This window comes from Luedemannella flava (assembly GCF_039528515.1).
Lineage (GTDB): Bacteria > Actinomycetota > Actinomycetes > Mycobacteriales > Micromonosporaceae > Luedemannella > Luedemannella flava.
Genome location: NZ_BAAALT010000121.1, coordinates 1 through 17,889 on the forward strand (window position 1 = coordinate 1; position 17,889 = coordinate 17,889).

At 72.2% G+C, this 17,889-nt stretch carries 15 protein-coding genes and 1 pseudogene; 9 read left to right on the top strand and 7 right to left on the bottom strand.

Annotated elements, in window-relative coordinates:
• A partial coding sequence (locus tag ABD211_RS19360; protein ID WP_344133609.1) for an ROK family transcriptional regulator occupies window positions 1–856 on the bottom strand: 856 nt, incomplete at its 3' end.
• Between the two features lie 427 nt (window positions 857–1,283).
• Between ABD211_RS19360 and ABD211_RS19365 the strand changes: the two genes are divergently transcribed.
• The 7 genes from ABD211_RS19365 to ABD211_RS19395 all read left to right on the top strand — a co-directional run bounded on the left by ABD211_RS19365 (window position 1,284) and on the right by ABD211_RS19395 (window position 12,872).
• A complete protein-coding gene (locus tag ABD211_RS19365) occupies window positions 1,284–2,054 on the top strand; it encodes a hypothetical protein (RefSeq protein ID WP_344133612.1) in 771 nt (256 codons plus the stop codon).
• Between the two features lie 409 nt (window positions 2,055–2,463).
• The gene (locus ABD211_RS19370; protein WP_344133615.1) at window positions 2,464–5,208 is read left to right on the top strand and encodes an ATP-binding protein; all 2,745 of its coding nucleotides are present in this window, start codon (window positions 2,464–2,466) and stop codon (window positions 5,206–5,208) included.
• 241 nt (window positions 5,209–5,449) lie between these two features.
• The gene (locus ABD211_RS19375; protein WP_344133618.1) at window positions 5,450–6,832 is read left to right on the top strand and encodes an MFS transporter; all 1,383 of its coding nucleotides are present in this window, start codon (window positions 5,450–5,452) and stop codon (window positions 6,830–6,832) included.
• Window position 6,833: 1 nt separating this feature from the next.
• The gene (locus ABD211_RS19380; protein ID WP_344133620.1) at window positions 6,834–7,538 is read left to right on the top strand and encodes a CPBP family intramembrane glutamic endopeptidase; all 705 of its coding nucleotides are present in this window, start codon (window positions 6,834–6,836) and stop codon (window positions 7,536–7,538) included.
• A gap of 15 nt (window positions 7,539–7,553) precedes the next feature.
• A complete protein-coding gene (locus ABD211_RS19385; RefSeq protein ID WP_344133622.1) occupies window positions 7,554–9,194 on the top strand; it encodes an alpha/beta hydrolase in 1,641 nt (546 codons plus the stop codon).
• 44 nt (window positions 9,195–9,238) lie between these two features.
• Complete coding sequence (locus tag ABD211_RS19390) at window positions 9,239–11,989, top strand: cation-translocating P-type ATPase (RefSeq protein ID WP_344133625.1); 2,751 nt, start codon at window positions 9,239–9,241, stop codon at window positions 11,987–11,989.
• Between the two features lie 196 nt (window positions 11,990–12,185).
• Window positions 12,186–12,872, top strand: coding sequence for a YqeB family protein (locus tag ABD211_RS19395; RefSeq protein ID WP_344133628.1), 687 nt, complete (start codon window positions 12,186–12,188; stop codon window positions 12,870–12,872).
• 162 nt (window positions 12,873–13,034) lie between these two features.
• On the opposite strand, the gene ABD211_RS19400 is transcribed toward ABD211_RS19395, so the two are convergent.
• From ABD211_RS19400 to ABD211_RS19420, 5 genes are all read right to left on the bottom strand, one after another.
• Window positions 13,035–13,673, bottom strand: a complete 639-nt coding sequence (locus ABD211_RS19400) for a response regulator (RefSeq protein WP_344133631.1) — start codon at window positions 13,671–13,673, stop codon at window positions 13,035–13,037.
• The gene (locus tag ABD211_RS19405) at window positions 13,670–14,818 is read right to left on the bottom strand and encodes a histidine kinase (RefSeq protein ID WP_344133634.1); all 1,149 of its coding nucleotides are present in this window, start codon (window positions 14,816–14,818) and stop codon (window positions 13,670–13,672) included. The genes ABD211_RS19400 and ABD211_RS19405 overlap by 4 nt, the downstream gene beginning before the upstream one ends.
• Window positions 14,819–14,831: 13 nt before the next feature.
• Window positions 14,832–15,428 carry a hypothetical protein gene (locus ABD211_RS19410; protein ID WP_344133637.1) on the bottom strand — a complete coding sequence of 199 codons (597 nt, stop codon included), beginning with the start codon at window positions 15,426–15,428 and terminating at the stop codon, window positions 14,832–14,834.
• A gap of 113 nt (window positions 15,429–15,541) precedes the next feature.
• Window positions 15,542–15,724, bottom strand: coding sequence for an antitoxin (locus ABD211_RS19415; RefSeq protein WP_344133640.1), 183 nt, complete (start codon window positions 15,722–15,724; stop codon window positions 15,542–15,544).
• A 99-nt stretch (window positions 15,725–15,823) separates the two neighbouring features.
• Entirely contained in the window at window positions 15,824–16,771 is a 948-nt protein-coding gene (locus tag ABD211_RS19420; RefSeq protein ID WP_344133643.1) for an SMP-30/gluconolactonase/LRE family protein, read from the bottom strand.
• Window positions 16,772–16,877: 106 nt separating this feature from the next.
• On the opposite strand from ABD211_RS19420, the gene ABD211_RS19425 reads away from it, so the two are divergent.
• The gene (locus tag ABD211_RS19425) at window positions 16,878–17,036 is read left to right on the top strand and encodes a DoxX family protein (protein WP_344133646.1); all 159 of its coding nucleotides are present in this window, start codon (window positions 16,878–16,880) and stop codon (window positions 17,034–17,036) included.
• On the opposite strand, the gene ABD211_RS19430 is transcribed toward ABD211_RS19425, so the two are convergent.
• The gene (locus ABD211_RS19430) at window positions 17,033–17,434 is read right to left on the bottom strand and encodes a YkvA family protein (RefSeq protein WP_344133649.1); all 402 of its coding nucleotides are present in this window, start codon (window positions 17,432–17,434) and stop codon (window positions 17,033–17,035) included. The two genes, ABD211_RS19425 and ABD211_RS19430, sit on opposite strands and share 4 nt — an antisense overlap.
• A 202-nt stretch (window positions 17,435–17,636) precedes the next feature.
• Between ABD211_RS19430 and ABD211_RS19435 the strand changes: the two are divergent.
• Window positions 17,637–17,889, top strand: a pseudogene (locus ABD211_RS19435) (endo-1,4-beta-xylanase); the annotation flags it as partial.

Consider the following 17,889-nt stretch of genomic DNA (forward strand, 5'->3'; position numbering starts at 1 on the left):
CCCGGCGCGTGGCGAACCGCTCGGCCAGCGCGGGCGAGGTGCCGGCGCGGGCGGCGGCGAGCGCGTCGCGGGCCAGTGCGGCGCCGCCGAACAGCGCCTCCAGGCAGCCGACGTTGCCGCACGCGCAGACCGGGCCGTGGCTGTCGACCTGGATGTGCCCGATGTCGCCGGCGCAGCCGCCCGGCCCCCGGTACACCTGGCCGTTGACGTAGATGCCGCAGCCGATGCCCGACCCGATCTTCACGAACAGCAGGTTGTCGACCGAGTTCGCCACGCCGCCGTGCCGCTCGCCGATCGCCATGATGTTCACGTCGTTGTCGACGGCGACGGGGCAGTTGTGCTCGCGGCTGAGCAGGTCACGGACGGGGAACCGGTCCCACCCCGGCATGATCGGCGGCGACACGGGCACCCCGTCGCGGTAGCTGACCGGCCCGGGTACGCCGATGCCGATGCCCTGCAGCCGGTCGTAGGCGCCCTCGGCCCGGAACTTGGCCAGGATGTCGTCGACGCGGGTGAGGATCGCGCGGGGCCCGGAGCGGATGTCGGCCGGCTCGGAGTGCGCGGCGACGGTCTCCAGGCGCCCGTCGGTGACCTCGATGTCCAGGGACGTGGCGCCCAGGTCGACGGCCGCGAACCGGATGGTCGGGTTCAGCTCGACCAATGTGGACCGTCGACCGCCGCGTGACGCGGCGGGGCCGGCCTCACGGACGCGCTCGGCCGCGACCAGCCGGTCGAGCTCGGCGAGCAGCCGGGGACGCGGCAGGTCGAGCCGGTTGGCGAGGTCGGCCCGCGACAGTGGGCCCTCGTCGCGCAGGAGCGACAGCAGTTGGGATTGCACGGTGGTGCCGGGGGTCATGGCGCCTCACTCGTGATCGTTTCATCGATGCGAGCGGTTCAGGTGTCACGACCGTAGGTTGTTAACGCGAGGTTGTCTAGATGTATCGTCTAGATCGACTTAACTTCTGCTCGATTGAACAAAAGCTGTCGCCACCCCGCGCGCCAAATGTGCACATATGGCGAGCAGCCCCACGTCAAGCCCGCCAACTGCGCACATGTAGCCGGGCGAGCGAGCCGGGATCTCGCCAACTGTGAGCATCTGGCGGGGCGGGCATGCCGCGACCTCGCCAACTGTGCGCATCTGGCGGAGCGAACGGCCCTGGAGCCCGCCAACTGTGCGCATGTGGCGGAGTGAATGTCGCCCCTGCCACTCCGCTGGGCGCGTGTCGTAGGATCTTGATCCGATTCGGGGAAGGCTGGTCGTGGGGTTGCGCATACTCACAGCGATGGTGGTGCTGCTCGTGTCCACGCCGGCGGTGGCCTTCGCGGGATCACCGGTGGGTGCCACGGAAACCCCTAAGGCGAACGTTTACGCCATACCCGACGGCACCTACCACTACCTGCACGTGGGCGACACGTTCACGGCCATGGTGTCCGTCCGCAACAAGGGCCCGGCGGACGCGCCCCGGGTGCTGTTCACCGAACCTGGCGGCAACGGCTTCACCTTCGTCGGTTGGATCAACTGCGAGCCGGTCGGTGGTGGCCAGTGCGAGACGGCATTGGCGTCCGGCGCCACGCGCCGCGTCGGCGCCCGGCTCAAGCTTACGAGCAGGACGCCACTCGAACCCGCGTTGGGGTTCTCCGTCGAGGGCGTCATCGACCCGGGCTTCGTGGACAACCACGTCGACTTCATCATCTGCGTGTACGAGAGCGGCATCTGCACCCGGGACCTGCCCGGTTCCGCGAGCAACCGGTTCCCCACGGCTAAGCCGACCCGACCCACCGTCACGAAGACCACGCCGGCCCAACGGCCGACGGTGGTGTCGACCGCGACACCGTCGCCTCGATCCACCCATACACCGACGGCCTCCGCCAGTCCCTCCGTCCCGCCGTCGAGCGCCGCGGCGTCGATGGTGCCCGCCGCTACGCGGGGCCCGGCGCGCACCTCGTGGGCGACGCTTGTCGGGGCCGTCGCCATCCCGCCCGTGCTGCTCCTGGCCGGAGCCCTGGGCTGGTGGCTGCGGCGGCGTCGCGGAACACCGCCTAGGCATACCTAGGGATGGTCGCCCGCCTACCTAGGTACGCGGGCGAGCCGAAGATGCGTATGCGATGCCGATGGCAACGGGACCGCGCCGGCCGAGGATTGGTTCCAGTGCCGGACGTCCGGGCCGGCCACCGGGATCAGGAGCAGATCATGCATCTCTACCAGGAGTTCACCCTCGCCGCCGCGCACGACCGTCAGCGCCGGTTCCGGGATGAGGCGCAGCAGCGTCGGCTGTTGTCGGCCTTCCGCCCGGCCCGGGGGGAGCGGAGGGCACGCCGTGGGGCGCGGGGACGACCGACCGTCGTCCCCGCGCCCGAGGGCGCCCCGCCATCGGCGGCGGCGATGCAGGCGGCCGCACCACGGAAGATCACCGTCGCGCAACGGCCCCGGGAAACGTCCGCTGCCGCCGGTACCCTTGCGGCGTGCGGACCACGCGCGACGGCGCCAGCTCGGTGATGATCGGTCGCCAACGCGAGCTGCGCCGGTTGAGCCAGCTCGCGGTGGCGCGCCGCCCTGAGGTCGCGATCGTCGCGGGCGAGCCGGGCATCGGCAAGACGCGCATGGTGAGCGAGCTGCTCGACGGGCTGCCCGAGGGCACCGTCACGCTGGTCGGTCACGCGGAGCCCGGCTCGCTGGCACGGCCGTACGAGGTGTTGCTCGACGCTCTTTACGGCCGCGACGATGTGGACCCGGACAGGCTCGACGCGCTCACCGACCCCGCCCGCAGCGCGGGTGAGCGGTTGCAGGCGGGGCTGCGGCTCGTCGCGGACGTCATCGCCGGCGCGCCGGCGGTCATCATCTTCGAGGACATGCACTGGATCGATTCGGAGAGCGCGGCGCTCTTCGAACGCATCGCCGACCTACCGGGCCCGCTGCTGCTCGTGGGGACGTACCGGCCGGATGACGTGACCCGCAAGCAGCCGGCGGCCGCGCTGCTCGCGCGCGTCGACCGGGCGTACTCGGTGACCCATATCAGGCTGGAGCGCCTCACGCAGGCCGAGACCGCCGCGCTGCTGGCGGCCGCGACCGGCCGCCCCGCGCCGGCGCGCGCGGTGCTGGCCCTGCACCAGCGCACCGGCGGCAACCCGTTCTTCCTGGAGGAGCTGCTGCGCGGCTGGCAGGGCGACGACCTGGAGCAGCTGATCGAGCACCCGCTGCCGTGGAACCTCGCGGAGACGCTGCGCCGCCAGCTCGACGACCTCGACGCCACGGCTACGGGCACGGTGGAGGCGGCCGCGGTGCTGGGCCACCGTATCCCGTTCGACCTGCTGGCGAGCGTGACGAAGGCCGACGAGGCGGCGCTCATCGCGGTGCTGCGCGAGCTGGTCGACCGGGGCGTGCTGGTCGAGACCGGCGAGGACGAGTTCAGTTTCCGGCACGCGCTGGTGCGCGAGGCGATCACCGGGCAGATGCTGGGCCGGCAGCGCCGCCGCCTGCACGAGGCCGCGCTGGACGCGCTGCTGGCCGCCGACGGCACGGGCGGGGACCCGGCGCTGATCGCCCATCACGCGCGGGCGGCCGGCCGCTACGCCGACATGGTCGACGCGGCCCGCCGGGGCGCGGCTCTCTACCTGTCCATCGGCTCGGCGTACCAGGCGTTGGAGCTGGCCGAGATGGGTCTGGACGAGGTCTGCGGCGACCCGGGCCTGCTCGCGCTGGCCGCCGACGCGGCATGGCTGGCCGGGCTCCTCGACGAGTCGGCGGCGTACGCCCGCAAGTGGCACGGGTACGCGGTGGACGCGCGCGACCGGGCCGCCGCGGTCTACCTGCAGATCAAGCTGGCCTGGGAGGCCGACGAGCTGGACGACATGCGGGCCCTGACGAAGGAGCTCGAGGCGATGGTCGGCGACCTTCCGGTCGGCTACGACCGCGCGTTCGCCATGACGGCGGTGGCCCATTCGTCGATGCTGCGTGACGAGTTCGACGCGGCCATCCACTGGGCCGACAGGGCGCTCGCGGCGGCCGTGGAGCACGACCTGCCCGACGTCCGGCTGGCCGCGCTGGTGGAGAAGGGTGCCGCGCTCTGCGAGCTGCCGGACACCGCCGAGGAGGGCCGCGACCTGCTCATCGGCCTGGTCGACGAGGCCGAGCGGCGCGGCGCGTGGGTGCTCGCGGCGCGGGCGCTGCACAACGCCCTGGAGGCCATCCCGCCGGACGACCCGGATCAGCACGCCCAGCTGCTGGAGCGCATGCGGGTCGACGCCGAGCGGGGCGGGTTCGAGAAGCTCGCCGTCGCGGCGTACCACAACGGCCGGGCCCGCCTCGGCATGTACTCGGGGGATCTGAAGGCCGCGATCACCGCGCTGCGCGACGGCCGGCTGCGCGACCGGGGCTTCCTACGGCGCGGGCGGCGCGCCGACTTCCACGCGGTCTTCCTCGCCGGCCTCTACCTGGAGTCGGGCGACCTCGACCTGGTCGACGAGATCCTCGACGACCTGCGCGCCCGCCCGCAGGTGTGGCCGTCGACGGTGCCCGGGCTGGCCTTCCATCTGGCCTGCCGGCGCGGCGACCTGGCCACCGCGACGACCGAACTCGCCGCGCTCGAGGCCGCGCTGGAGACCCAGTACTGGCGCAGCGGCGCGCAGGCGCACGACCTGGTCTCCGGCGCGCTGGCGATCGGCCTGCCGATCGAAACGGTCGCCCGCCTGGCCGACGAGCTGATCGACGCGACCGCCTGGGACGGGCACCGGCTCGTGCTCGGCGCGCAGCTGGCCGAGGCGCGCGGCGAGCACGCCGCGGCGTTGGCCGGCTTCCGGTCGGCGGCGGAGGCGTCGCCGCTGCTGCCGTCCGTGCGCGGCACGGCCCGGGTCGGCGCGGCCCGCTGCCTGCTGGCGCTGGACCGGCGCGCGGAGGCAGCCGAGGAAGCGGCGAAAGCCACGTCGCTCCTGCGCGGTTGGGGCGGCTGGCGGGTGGCCGAGCTTGCCACGGTGGCGGACCTGCTGGGTCTGGCGTCGACCGATGGTCGAGCAGTGTCGGGCGCGGCCGCGCTGACCCCGCGCGAGCGCGAGGTGGCGCTGCTCATCGCCGCCGGCATGACCAACGGCGAGCTGGCCCGTCGGCTCTACATCTCGCCGAAGACGGCCGCGGTGCACGTGTCGAGCATTCTGCGCAAGCTGGGCGTCGCGTCCCGTACGGAGGTCGCGGACGCGGTGGCCCGCTCAGGGTGACGTCTCGGCCCGGACCCGCCGCATGACGGCGACGAACTGGTCGGGCTGCTCGAACATGGCCCGGGCGGTCGTCGGTCCCCTCCATGGCGGCCCCGTCCCGAGTCGGGCGGAACGACCATCGGACACCATGGATAGCCGCTTCGGCCATCCTGTTACCGATTTGAGCGTTTGACAGCCATTTAGGCTTTGTCCGCGTGATGCTGTGGTGGGGCCGTCGCAACGGCGGTTCCGGGAGGCGTTCATGAACTCTCAGGTGCCGCGCGGTGTGCTCGCGCCCCTCGCGCTCGCGCAGTTCATCTGCAGCTTCGCGGGCTCGAACATGAACGTGATGATCAATGACATCAGCGAGGACCTGAACACCACCGTCCAGGGCATCCAGATCGTGATCACGATCTTCCTGCTGGTCATGGCGGCCTTCATGATCCCCGGCGGCAAGCTGACCGAGAAGTTCGGCCGCAAGCGCTGCTTCGTCGTCGGTCTGCTGCTCTACGGCGTCGGCGCCCTGCTGAGCGCGATCTCGCCCGGGCTGGGCGTCCTCATCCTGGGCAACTCCCTGCTGGAGGGCATCGGCACCGCGCTACTGATCCCGCCGGTCTACATCCTCACGACGCTGCTCTACCCGGACCTCACCTCGCGGGCGCGCGCGTTCGGCACGATCAGCGCACTGGGCGGCGTCGGCGCGGCGGCCGGCCCGCTCATCGGCGGCCTCATCACGTCGTCGCTCAGCTGGCGGATGGCGTTCGTCTTCCAGACCCTGGTCATCGCCGTGATCCTGGTGCTCAGCCGCAAGGTGCCCGACCCGCTGCCGGCCGACCCCACCAAGCCGTTCGACGTCGTCGGCGCCGTGCTGTCCGCCCTGGGGCTGATCCTGCTGGTCACGGGCATCATGGCGACCGACAACAACGCCTGGCTCGCGGTTGCCCTGATCGTCGCCGGCGTCGCTGTCCTGTGGCTGTTCTTCCGGTCGGTGCGGACCAAGGAGCGGGCCGGGCAGGAGCCGCTGTTGTCCATGCGTGTGTTCGCCAGCCGTACGGCGAACCTCGGCCTGATCACCCAGAACGCCCAGTGGCTGATCCTCATGGGCACCTCGTTCGTGGTGTCGGCGTACCTGCAGGTCGTACGCGGCTACAACGCGATCGAGACCGGCATCATCTTCACCGGCGCCACGGTCGGGCTGCTGCTCGCGTCGCTCGGCGCCGAGCGGTTCGCCACGCGCCGGGCGCAGCGCACCCTCATTGTGGCCGGCTTCGCGATCACCGTCGCGGGTGTGGCGATCCTGCTGACCGAGGTGGCGGTTTCCGACCGGGCGGTGGCGTTCGAGCCGGGACTGCTGCTCATCGGGTTCGGCCTCGGCGCGATGCTGACCCCGTCGGTCAACATCGTCCAGTCCGCATTCAGCGACGACCTCCAGGGCGAGATCTCCGGCCTGTCGCGCAGCGTGTCCAACCTGGGCTCCACCCTGGGCACCGCGGTCGCGGGCACCATCCTCGTCGCTGGCATCGCCGCCACGCCGGAGCGGGCGTACGGCCTGGCCATGGCCGTCCTCGCGGTGATCGGCGTGGTCGGGATGGTGGTCGCGCTGCTACTGCCCCGGGTCAACGCCGGCGTCGTGGAGGTCCGGTGACATGCGCCGCAACCGGGTCGTCGTCGCGCTGATCGTCACGGTCTGCCTGCTGATCGCCGCGAACGTGGCGGCGCACTACACCCGGAAGAACTCCACGCTCGTCATCGGACCGGTCCTGGCCGTGACGCTGCTCGCGCTGGCCCGGTGGGCCGGCCTCTCCCTCGACGATGTCGGCCTCGGGCGGCGGCACCTGCGGCGCGGCGCCGTCTACGCCGGGGTGCTCACCGGGCTCGTCGCGGTGGTCTACGTCATCGGCGTGGCGCTGCCCGCGACCCGCTCGGCCTTCCTCGACGAGCGGTACCAGGTGCCGATGGCGCAGGCGCTCGTCACCGCCCTGGTCGTCATCCCGGTGGCGACCGTGCTGCCCGAGGAGATCGCCTTCCGGGGCGTGCTGTGGGGGCTGCTCCGGTGCGGCTGGCGCCCGGCCGTGGCGACCGTCGTCTCGTCGGCGCTGTTCGGCCTCTGGCACGTCCTGCCGTCGCTGCGGCTCAACGCGGTGAACCCGGCGGTCGAGGCGGTGGTCGGCCCGGGCTGGCCCGGCGTCGTCGCCGCCGTGGCCGGCGCCGTCGCGTTCACCGGGCTGGCCGGCGTCCTGTTCTGCGAGCTGCGCCGGCGCAGCGGCAGCCTGCTCGCGCCGATCGGCCTGCACTGGGCGGTCAACGGCCTCGGCGTACTCATGACGGCCGCGCTGGCCGGCCGGCACTAGACAGGGAGGGGTCGGATGCACCGCGTGGCGCGCTGGTTCCGGTACGACTTCGTGGGCTCCGTGTTCGCGGTCGCGTTCCTCTGCATGTCGCTGACCCCGTCGCTGCTGCCCCGCCACTGGCTGCTGCAGGCCCTGATCGGCGGCATCTCCGCCGCCATCGGGTACGGCGTGGGTCTGTTCCTGTTGTGGTTGGCCCGCGCGGTGGTGATGCGTCACCGCCGCCGGTGGGTGATCGGGCGCCGCGCCTGGTACTGGTTCGGCGGGGTGGCGGGCGTCCTGGTCATCGTCATGCTGATCTTCGCCGAGCGCTGGCAGACCGACATCCACCACCTGATGGGCGTGGACGCGCCGCCCGGGTACAGCTACATCGCGCTGTTCATCGTGGCCGCGCTGGCGTTCGCCGGGCTGGTCGGGATCGGCCGGCTGATCCGGCTGAGCGCCCGCAAGCTGGGCGGGTTCGCCGGCCGGTGGATCCCCGGCTGGGCGGCCCGGCTCACCGCCGTCGTGGTCGTGACGCTGCTGACGATCGGCATCGTCAACGGCGTACTCATCCAGGGCTTCTTCACCGTCACCGACAACATGTTCGCGACCGTGAACAGCGAGACCGACCCCGGCGTCGAGGCGCCCACCGACCCGAACCGGTCGGGCGGGCCCGGGTCGCTGACGCCGTGGGACTCGCTGGGCAACCAGGGGCGCACGTTCGCCGCCGGGGGCCCGACCGTGGCGGACCTGACGGCGTTCGGGGTGGCGCAGCCGGTCGACCCGATCCGCGTGTACGCCGGCCTGGACTCGGCGGAGACGACCGAGGAGCGCGCCGCGCTCGTGGTGAAGGAGCTGCGGCGCACCGGCGCGTTCAGCCGCAAGCTGCTCTGCGTCATCACCACCACCGGCACGGGCTGGGTGGACGCTGCGGCGATCGAGCCGCTGGAGTACATGTACGGCGGCGACACGGCGCTGGCCGGCATGCAGTACTCGTACCTGCCGAGCTGGATCTCGTTCCTGGTGGACAAGGAGCGCGCCCGCGACGCCGGCCGCGAGCTGTTCAACCAGGTCTACGACGCCTGGTCGGAGCTGCCGGAGAACAACCGGCCCAAGCTGGTGGCGTTCGGCGAGAGCCTCGGCTCGTTCGGCGCCGAGTCGGCGTTCTCCGGCGCCGCCGACATGTCCGGCCGCACCGACGGGATGCTGCTGGTCGGGCCGCCCAACCGCAACCGCCTGTGGCGCGAGTTCGTCGCCGACCGCGAGCCCGGCACCCCGGAGATCCTGCCGGTGTACGACAACGGGCGCATCGTGCGCTTCGCGCAGCTCCCGCCCGACCTGGACCAGCCGGCGGGGGAGTGGAAGTCGGGCCGGGTGGCGTACCTGCAGCACCCGTCCGACCCGATCGTCTGGTGGACGCCGCGGCTGCTGCTGCACCGGCCGGACTGGCTCGAGGAGCCGCGCGGCCCGGACGTGCTGCCGGCCATGCGGTGGTTCCCGTTCGTGACGTTCTGGCAGGTGACGGCCGACATGGCGTTCTCTACGGGGGTGCCCGACGGGCACGGGCACAACTACGGCGCCGAGGGCGTGGCGGCGTGGGCCGCCGTCGTCCCGCCGTCGGGCTGGACGGCCGCGCAGACGGAAAAGCTAACGTCCGTCATTTCCGAGAAGCACTGACTCACACAGTTGTACATTTTTGACCGGAAGGCCGGTGAGTGCGGATGCAGGCGGATGAGAAGCCGACGTGGTATGCCCAGTCCGTACCCGCCGTGGCCGACGCGCTCGGCGTCACGGTGGAGCGCGGCCTGAGCGCGGCCGAGGCCGCCCAGCGGCTCGCGTCGCACGGGCCCAACCGGCTCGCCGGCGCCCGCAAGGAGTCGCCGTTCGCGGCGTTCCTGCGCCAGTACCGCGACTTCATGCAGGTGATCCTGCTCGTGGCGGCCGTGGTCAACCTGATCGTCACGCAGGACATCGGCACGTCGCTGGTGCTGGCCGGGCTGACCGTCTTCAACGCGGTCATCGGCCTGCGGCAGGAGGCGAAGGCCGAGGAGTCCGTCCGCGCCCTCGCCCAGATGCTCAAGACCATTGCCCGGGTACGTCGCGACGGCCAGGCCATCGAGGTCGACGCCGAGCAGCTGGTCCCGGGCGACGTGGTCCTCATGGAGGCCGGCAACCGGGTCCCCGCCGACGGGCGGGTGGTCGTGGCGGCGACCCTGGAGATCGAGGAGGCCGCCCTCACCGGCGAGAGCCTGCCGGTCGGCAAGTCCGTCGACGCGGTGCCCGGCACCGACGTGCCGCTGGGCGACCGGACCTGCATGGCGTACATGAACACGTCGGTGACCCGCGGCCGGGGCGAGATGATCGTGACCTCGACCGGCATGGGCACCGAGATCGGCCACATCGCGCACCTGCTCGCCGGCACGGAGGCCGACAAGACGCCGCTGCAGAAGCAGCTCGACAGCCTGTCGAAGGTCATCGCGTCCATCGCCGCGGCCGCGCTGGTGCTGGTGGTCGTGCTGGGCATGATCCGGGGGCAGTCGTTCAACACGCTGTTCATCACGGGCGTCGCGCTGGCCGTGGCCGCGATCCCCACGGGCCTGCCGGCCGTCGTGACCGCCCTGCTGTCCATCGGCACCCGGGAGATCGCGCGGCGCAACGCGATCGTCAAGCGCCTGCCGGCCGTCGAGACGCTCGGCTCCACGTCGGCGATCTGCTCCGACAAGACCGGCACGCTGACGCTGAACAAGATGACCGCCCGCCAGCTCGCCATCCCCGGCCAGCACCGGTTCGCCGTCACCGGCGAGGGCTACGGCCTGACCGGCGAGATCAAGCACGTCGCCGGCGAGCGCATCGACCTCGACCCGTACCTGCTGCCGATGATCCTGTGCGCGGACGCCCGCCTCGACGGCGAGAACCTCATCGGCGACCCGACCGAGGGTGCCCTGATCGTGCTCGCGGCCAAGGGCGGGCTCGACATCGACGAGACCCGGAAAACGTTCCCGCGCGTCGCCGAGGTGCCGTTCGACTCGGACTACAAGTTCATGGCCACGTTCCACGAGATGGCCGGCGACACCGGGAAACCCGTGATCCGCTGCTACGTCAAGGGCGCGCCCGACGTGCTCATCTCGCGCGGCGCGGCGTACCGCGAACCGGACGGCGCCATCGCACCGCTCACCGACGAGATGCGGGGCGTCGCGATGGCCGGCAACGACCGCATCGCCGAGGCCGGTGAGCGGGTCATGGTGGTCGCGCAGCGCGACCTCGACCCTTCCTCGTTCGACCCGGCCGGGGACCTCATCGGCCAGGTCCGCAACCTGACGCTGCTGGCCATGGTCGGCATCGTCGACCCGCCGCGCCCCGAGGCCAAGGCGGCCATCGCCCAGTGCCACGCCGCCGGCATCCGGGTCCGGATGATCACGGGCGACCACGCCACGACGGCCGCCGCGATCGCGACCGAGCTGGGCATCGAGGGGCGCGCCATCACCGGTCAGGCGTTCGCCTCGATGACCGACGACCAGCTGCTGTCCCAGCTTGACGGCGTCGGCGTCATCGCGCGGGTGGCGCCCGAGGACAAGCTGCGCCTGGTCGGGCTGCTCAAGCGCGACGGCAACGTGGTCGCGATGACGGGCGACGGGGTGAACGACGCGCCGGCTCTGAAAGCGGCCGACATCGGCGTGGCCATGGGCATCACCGGCACGGAGGTCTCCAAGGAGGCCGCCGTCATGATCCTGACCGACGACAACTTCGCCACGATCGTCGGCGCCGTCGAGTACGGCCGGGGCCTCTACGACAACCTGCTCAAGTACCTGCGCTTCCAGATGTCCACGCTCGTCGCGTACATCGCGATCTTCATCGGCGCGGGCGTGTTCAACATCGCCGCCGGGGCGCCGCTCAACCCGCTGCAGATCCTGTGGCTCAACATGGTCGTCGACGTGCCGATCGCCATCGCGCTCGGCTTCGACCGGCCGACGCCCGGCCTCATGGCGCGCCCGCCGCGGCCGGTCGGCGCGCCGGTGCTGTCGGCGGGGGACTGGGTGCGGCTGTGCGTCCAGGGCGCGGTCATGACCGTCGCGTCGCTGATCGCCTACCAGATCGGCCACGCGCAGGGCGGCGCCGTCATGGGTGCCACGATGCTGCTCACCACCCTGTCGATCATGCATCTGGTGGCCGGCTTCCTCTCCCGCGACCAGCACGGCACCATCTTCGACCGGGCCGCCATCCCGGGCGCCGCCCAACTGCGCCGGTACGGCTTCGCGCTGCTGGCCATCGTCGTGGTCACCACGATCGGCCTGCTCCAACGCATCTTCGACACCGTGGACCTGACCCCTACGCTGTGGGCGACCGCGATCGCCATCTCGATGAGCCTCCTGGTCGTCGAGGAAACGATCAAGGCGGTTCTCCGCCGCTACGAGCGCACCCACGCCCCGCGCCCGACCATGCCGAGCCGCACGGCCCGCCCCCGCCCCGCGTAGATCGCCGCGGCCCACCTCACCCCAAGATCCCGCGTCGCAGGGTTTCAGGTTATGGCAGGGATCGGGTTTGGTCGTCGGCGCGAAAGCACGTGGGCGAACGTCGACTTTGGTCGGCTGTGGACACGGGCGAGGGTGCCTAACGTGGGTGGACATGGCCCGTGACCCGGCGCACCGCCGCCAGCCCTTGGGGAGCATCGTGACCAGCGAACCCCGGACGACCGTGCTGTCCATGTCGCGCTCGGACCGGCTGGCGACGTTCATCGTCCTACCGACGCTCGGCGTTCTGGCGGCCGTGCTGCTGCCGCCGCTCGCGCGGTGGGCCCTGAGCCTCGAGCGAGGGCTGCCGTTCCGCCCGCTGTTCTGGGCGGTCGGTGCGGTCGACCGCCCGTGGCGTCTCGCGGTCGCCGTCGCGCTGGGCGCGCTCGCCGGGCTGGCCCTGGCCGCCTCGGCGCACCGGAGCGCGACGACCGTCACCCTCACCGACGACGCGGTGCGCCTCGACGTCGAGGGCTGGACCGCGACGGTGGCTCGCCGCGACATCGCCGCGGTGTTCCTCGACAAGGACCGCCTCGTGCTGCTCGCCGCCGACTGCCGCCACCTGGCGCGCGAGCCCGTCGCCAGCAACCGGACCGCCACCGCCGAGGCGTTCGTCTCCCACGGGTACCCATGGCGGGAGGCCGACCCGCACGCGCACCGCTACCGGGCCTTCGACGGCGCCTCGGCTGACGTCCCGGCCGAGGTGGGTGCCATCCTCATCGCCCGGCAGAAGGCGTTGCGTGGCAAGGACACCACGCAGGCGCGCGAGCTGCGGATCGCCGCGCAGCGCCTGGGCTTCGAGGTCCGCGAGGACGGTACGACGCAGTTCTGGCGCGGCATAGGGTAGGTGCGTGGATCACGATCTGCACCTGGCCACGGCCAACGCCGCCCGGCTGTGGCGGGCGCTCGCCAAGGCCCGCGGCGCTGAAACTGATCGTGCGGCCGGCCTAGCGAACTGCGGCGGGAAGTCCCTGTCAGGGCACTTTCCCGCCCCGGGTCGCCAGCGTCGTCAGAGGAGGTTGTGGTCGCGGGCGTAGATCGCCGCCTGGGTGCGGTCGCGGAGGCCCAGGCGGGTGAGGATGCGGGAGATGTGGTTCTTCACCGTGCCCTCGCTGAGGAACAGGCGGGCGGCGATCTCGCGGTTGGTCGAGCCCGTGGCGATCATGCGGAGGACCTCGGTCTCGCGGGCCGTGAGCCCGTCGTGCGCCGCCGGCGTCGCGGGCGGGGCCAGGGCCGCGGCCATCCGCCTGGCCACCGTGGTGTCGAACGGCGCGACGCCCGCGTGCGCGAGCCGGACCGCGTTGGCCAGGTCCTCGGGCGGCAGGTCCTTGAGCAGGTAGCCGACCGCGCCGGCGCGCAGCGCCTCCACCACGTACTCCTCGTCGTCGAACGTGGTCAGCATGACGACCCGGCACCGCGGCGCCCGCCGGTGCAGCTCCGCGGTAGCCGCCACGCCGTCCATCCCCGGCATCCGCACATCCATGAGTACGACGTCAGGGCCCACCTCCTCGACGAGCGCCACGGCCTCGTGGCCGTCGGCGGCCGCCCCGACCACCACGATGCCGTCCTGGATACCCAGCAGCGAGGCGATCCCGTCCCGGATGAGCCGCTGATCGTCCACCACAAGAACGCGCACGTCGGAGGTCACGTGGCCGCCCGGGGAACGGTCACGGTCAACGTCGTGCGGCCGGGGGAGGCGCCGTCGATGTTCAGCGAACCGCCGAGGAGCTCCACCCGCTCCCGCATGCCGCGCAGGCCGAACCCGCCGCCCGGCGTCCCGGCCGGGAAGCCGCGACCGTTGTCCTCGACGACGAGGCGCGCGGCGTCGTCGGCGAACCGCGCCGCGACGCGGACCTCGGTCGCCTCGCCGTGCCGGCGGGCGTTCGTCAGGCCCTCCTGCGCGGCCCGGTAGAGCGCGGTGAGCGTGGCGGTGTCGTACCCGTCCTCGTCGCCGGTCACCTCGACCAGCACGGCCAGCGCGTCGTCCTGCGCGTGCCGGGCCAGTTGGGCCAGCGCCGCCGCCAGCCGGAACGGGGTCGCGTCGGCGCGCAGCGCGCCCACCGACTCGCGCACCTCGCGCAGCGCGGTGCCGGCCGACCACTGCGCGTCGGCGAGCGCCTGCTCGGCCGCCGGCCGGTCGAGGTCGAGGAACGCGGACGCCTTGCGGAGCTGAACGGACACGGCCGTGAGGTGGTGGCCGAGGCTGTCGTGGATGTCGCGGGCCAGCCGCAGCCGCTCGGCGGCCGCCGACAGCTCGGCCAGCTCGCGCATGGACGCGGCCAACCGGGCCCGGCTCTCCTGGGCGCTGACGGCCACGGCCGCCATGGCCACGGCCAGCAGCACGCCCAGCCCGAACATCAGCAGGTCCGACACGTACTCCGGATTTCCGAACCAGCGGGGGACGGCGAGCGAGAAGCCGACGACGAGCACCCCGACGGACGCCACGCCCAACGCGACCGCGACCGCGCGGCCGAACGCGAAGTAGGCCGTGAACGGCACCAGCACCAGCAGGACCCGGGACACGCCCGACCCGTCGAGGGCCGCGACCGTCACGAACAGCGCCAGCCGCGCGACGAGCAGCGCGACCGCCGCCCCGACCGGCGTGCGCGCGGGCCAGCGGCGCCGCTCGGACAGGTCCAGTCCGAACAGCGCCGCCAGCCCGGCCACGAAACCGGCCACAGTGGAAAATTGACCGCCGGCGACGGCGTGGAAGTAGAGGCCGCCGGCGAGCACGGCGGCGTAGACCACCGGCGACACCCACGCCGCCGGGCGCCCGCCCGCCACCTCGGCCATCGTCGCTCCGTTCTCAGCCCACGGCCACGCGCGCCGGGCGGTCCCCGACGGGCGCCGGCGCCGACCACAACGATATCGACAGGTGCACCAGGGCCAGGCAGGCCGCAACGTGCACGAGACTCGTGAACACCGTGTCGGGCAGCGGGGCCAGCAGCGCGAGCAGCGTGAGGCTGAGGCCGTAGCCGATGGCGGAGATCCGGGGGAACGCGCCGGCGCGCACCATCGAGACGGTGAACAGCAGCGTCCCGACGACGAACACGACCGCGCTCGCGAGCAGCGCCACCCTCGTCGGCCCGGCCAGCAGGGTCGCGACGGTGGCCTCGTCGAGGTAGAACACGACGAGGTTGAGGGCGAACCCGACGCCGGCGAACAGGCCCAGCCCGATCAGGTTCGTCGCGTAGGCGATCGCGCCGAAGCGACCGGCCGCCTCCGCCTGGCGCAGGTACAACGCGGTCAGCGCCGGCGCCCCGAAGGCCGCGCCGAGGCCGATGACCGCGCTGGTGACGGCGGTCTCGCCGGTGAAGGCCTCGATCAGCCCGGGTACGCCGACCGACAGGCCGAGGATCACGCCGCTGACGGCACCCCACCGCAGCAACCAGTCCAGAGTCATCTCCAGTGCCCTTCCGTGAATGGTGGTTGACCACTCACGACGCTAGGAACGCGCAGGTCACTGCCGTAAGTGCCGGCCGGTTGGACTATGGGGTGCCGCGGGGCACGTGCCGGTCAGAGATGTTTATCGATCATCTCCTTGGCGGCGCTCCGGCCCTTGTCGATCTGGCCCTCGTACCTGCCGGCGGTCTTCTCGTCGAGCTTGTCGCCGGCCTCGTCCACGACCTCGTCGCCGTGGTCCTTGAGGGCGTTCCTGGCCCTGTCGGCGAGATCGCCCATGGATTCCCTGATGCCCATCGCAACCCCCGTTGTTCGGTTTCCTCGCCGGGGGGCGCTCCTCTTCAGGCTAGCCGGGTCGGGGCCCCGACCGGGGTGGTGCCGGGGCCCCGACGTCCGCTACGGCCTCGCGATCGCGACGGCGTTGTACGTGGCCGCCTCGGGGGACGCGATGCCGAACCGCGCGTTGGGCAGGTAGAGCCGGTTGCCGAACGCCGCGACGGTGGTGGGCACGTCGAACCGGGTATCGGTGATCCGTTGGGTTACCGTCCCGGCCGTGCCGCGCCGGTCGAGCCGGATCACCGCGACCGTGTTGAGCCGGTTCTGCACCACGTAGAGGGTGTGGCCCGACAGCAGCAGCCCGTCGCCGTTCACGACGGTCTCGCCGCCGAGGTCGATCAGGGTCGCGACGCCGGTCGCGGGTTCCACCCGGAACAGCTTGCCCAGGTTGGACGCCACCACGATGAGCGCGCGGCCGTCCGGCGTCCGGGCGATGCCGTTGGCGCTGGGCGCGACGCCGTCGGCGCCGGGTGCCCAGTCGCCGCCGAGGGTGATCGGCTCCGCCGCGGCAGGCAGCGTGCCGTGGCGGCCCAGCGGCAGCCGGAACAGCACCGCGGACCGGGAATCGGTGAAGTACGCGGCGTCCGGGGTGAGGACGACGTCGTTGATGAACGTGTTGTTCGCCCCGGGTACGGGCGTGACCAGCTGGTAGCTGACGAGGATCGCGCCGGACCGGGTGTCGACGACCCGGGCGCTGCCGGCGCCGCCGCCCGCCGCGAACAGGCGGCCGCGCTGGTCGACCTTGATGCCGACCGTGGGGTTGCCGGGGCCGGGACCCTGGCTGATCACCTCACCCTCGCCGGTGGCGAGGTTGACCCGGAAAATGTCGCCGTCGGCGCGGGACCCGAAGTAGGCGACCGGGCGGTCGCCGATCGCGATCCCCTCGGGCAGGAAGCCCGTGGGCAGCGCGAACTCGGTGGGGAACGGGGCGCCCGCCGAGGCGGGCACGCTCAGGACGGTCGCGGCGGTGATGCCCACGACGACGGCGGCTATGCGTCGTCCGATCATGCGAAGGTGCTCCTTCCGTGACGTCACTGTCAGGAATCGACACTAATCGCTGTCGTGTGACGGGCGGCCCGAAACGGGGTTACAGGACCCTGACAACAACCCGTTAGTGGGCCTCCACGGAGCCCTCGGCCCGGTCGTCACCATGGTCGGCGCGATCGTCGTGCACCTGCGCCGTAAGGAGATCCAGGGTGCGGTGATCAACCTGGTGCTGCCGGTCATGGCCGCCGTCGTGGCCTGGGGACGCTTCGGGCCGTACTCGTTCTAAGAGGTTTCGCGGGGCGGGCCCAGCAGGCGTTCGAGCAGGCAGGGCTCGCCCGGCCACGCGGCCAGCAACACGTCGCGCGGCACCTGCCGTCCGGCGTAGCGCAGCGCCAGGACCACCACGACGACGTCGTCGAGCGGGCCGATCACCGGCAGGAACTCGGGGATCAGGTCGATCGGGCTCAGCACCCACAGCGCGGCGAAGCCCACGGCGACCTTCGCCCGGCGCGGCACCCGCGGGTCGGCCCGCAGCCGGCGCGCCGCCGTCACGCAGTCGGGCAGGAACGCCGCGAGATCGCGCGCGAGGCCGGGCGGCAGGCGCCGGGCCAGCACCACGAGCAGCGCCCAGCTGGCGACCACCACGGCGACCGCGATGCCGATGCCGATCAGCCAGTCCGTCACGTGATGACGGTACTCAGTTTCTTTCAGAAAGACCCGACCGGCGTTTGCGCTGTTCACCGGTTGCTTAACCGGGCACGGCTAATCGAAATGTTTCGAGTGCTACATTGACGCGTTTCGAGTTGTCTTCTCAGAATGGGGCGCGCGCCAGGGCCATGCCATGTCGGGCGCCTGGTGGCGCGGTGTCCCGTCCCCCTAGGGAGGAATGCTCGTGACCACCTCACCAAGCCGCCGAGGTCGTCGGCTTCTGATCTCATTTACCTCGCTGGCCACGGCCGCGGCCGGCGGCGTGGTCGCCCTGGTGGCCCTGGCCCCGTCGTCCGGGGCGGCGGAGTCCACCCTCGGCGCGGCCGCCGCGCAGTCGGGTCGCTACTTCGGTACGGCGATCGCCGCCAACAGGATGTCCGACTCGACCTACATGACCATCGCGAACCGCGAGTTCAACATGATCACGGCCG

Bases quoted from the DNA above. Each gene is read 5' to 3' on its own strand.
- ABD211_RS19410 (WP_344133637.1), bottom strand. From the start codon at position 15,428: ATGACTCTGGACTGGTTGCTGCGGTGGGGTGCCGTCAGCGGCGTGATC.
- ABD211_RS19375 (WP_344133618.1), top strand. From the start codon at position 5,450: ATGAACTCTCAGGTGCCGCGCGGTGTGCTCGCGCCCCTCGCGCTCGCG.
- ABD211_RS19385 (WP_344133622.1), top strand. From the start codon at position 7,554: ATGCACCGCGTGGCGCGCTGGTTCCGGTACGACTTCGTGGGCTCCGTG.
- ABD211_RS19405 (WP_344133634.1), bottom strand. From the start codon at position 14,818: ATGGCCGAGGTGGCGGGCGGGCGCCCGGCGGCGTGGGTGTCGCCGGTG.
- ABD211_RS19365 (WP_344133612.1), top strand. From the start codon at position 1,284: ATGGTGGTGCTGCTCGTGTCCACGCCGGCGGTGGCCTTCGCGGGATCA.
- ABD211_RS19390 (WP_344133625.1), top strand. From the start codon at position 9,239: ATGCAGGCGGATGAGAAGCCGACGTGGTATGCCCAGTCCGTACCCGCC.
- ABD211_RS19420 (WP_344133643.1), bottom strand. From the start codon at position 16,771: ATGATCGGACGACGCATAGCCGCCGTCGTCGTGGGCATCACCGCCGCG.
- ABD211_RS19380 (WP_344133620.1), top strand. From the start codon at position 6,834: ATGCGCCGCAACCGGGTCGTCGTCGCGCTGATCGTCACGGTCTGCCTG.
- ABD211_RS19415 (WP_344133640.1), bottom strand. From the start codon at position 15,724: ATGGGCATCAGGGAATCCATGGGCGATCTCGCCGACAGGGCCAGGAAC.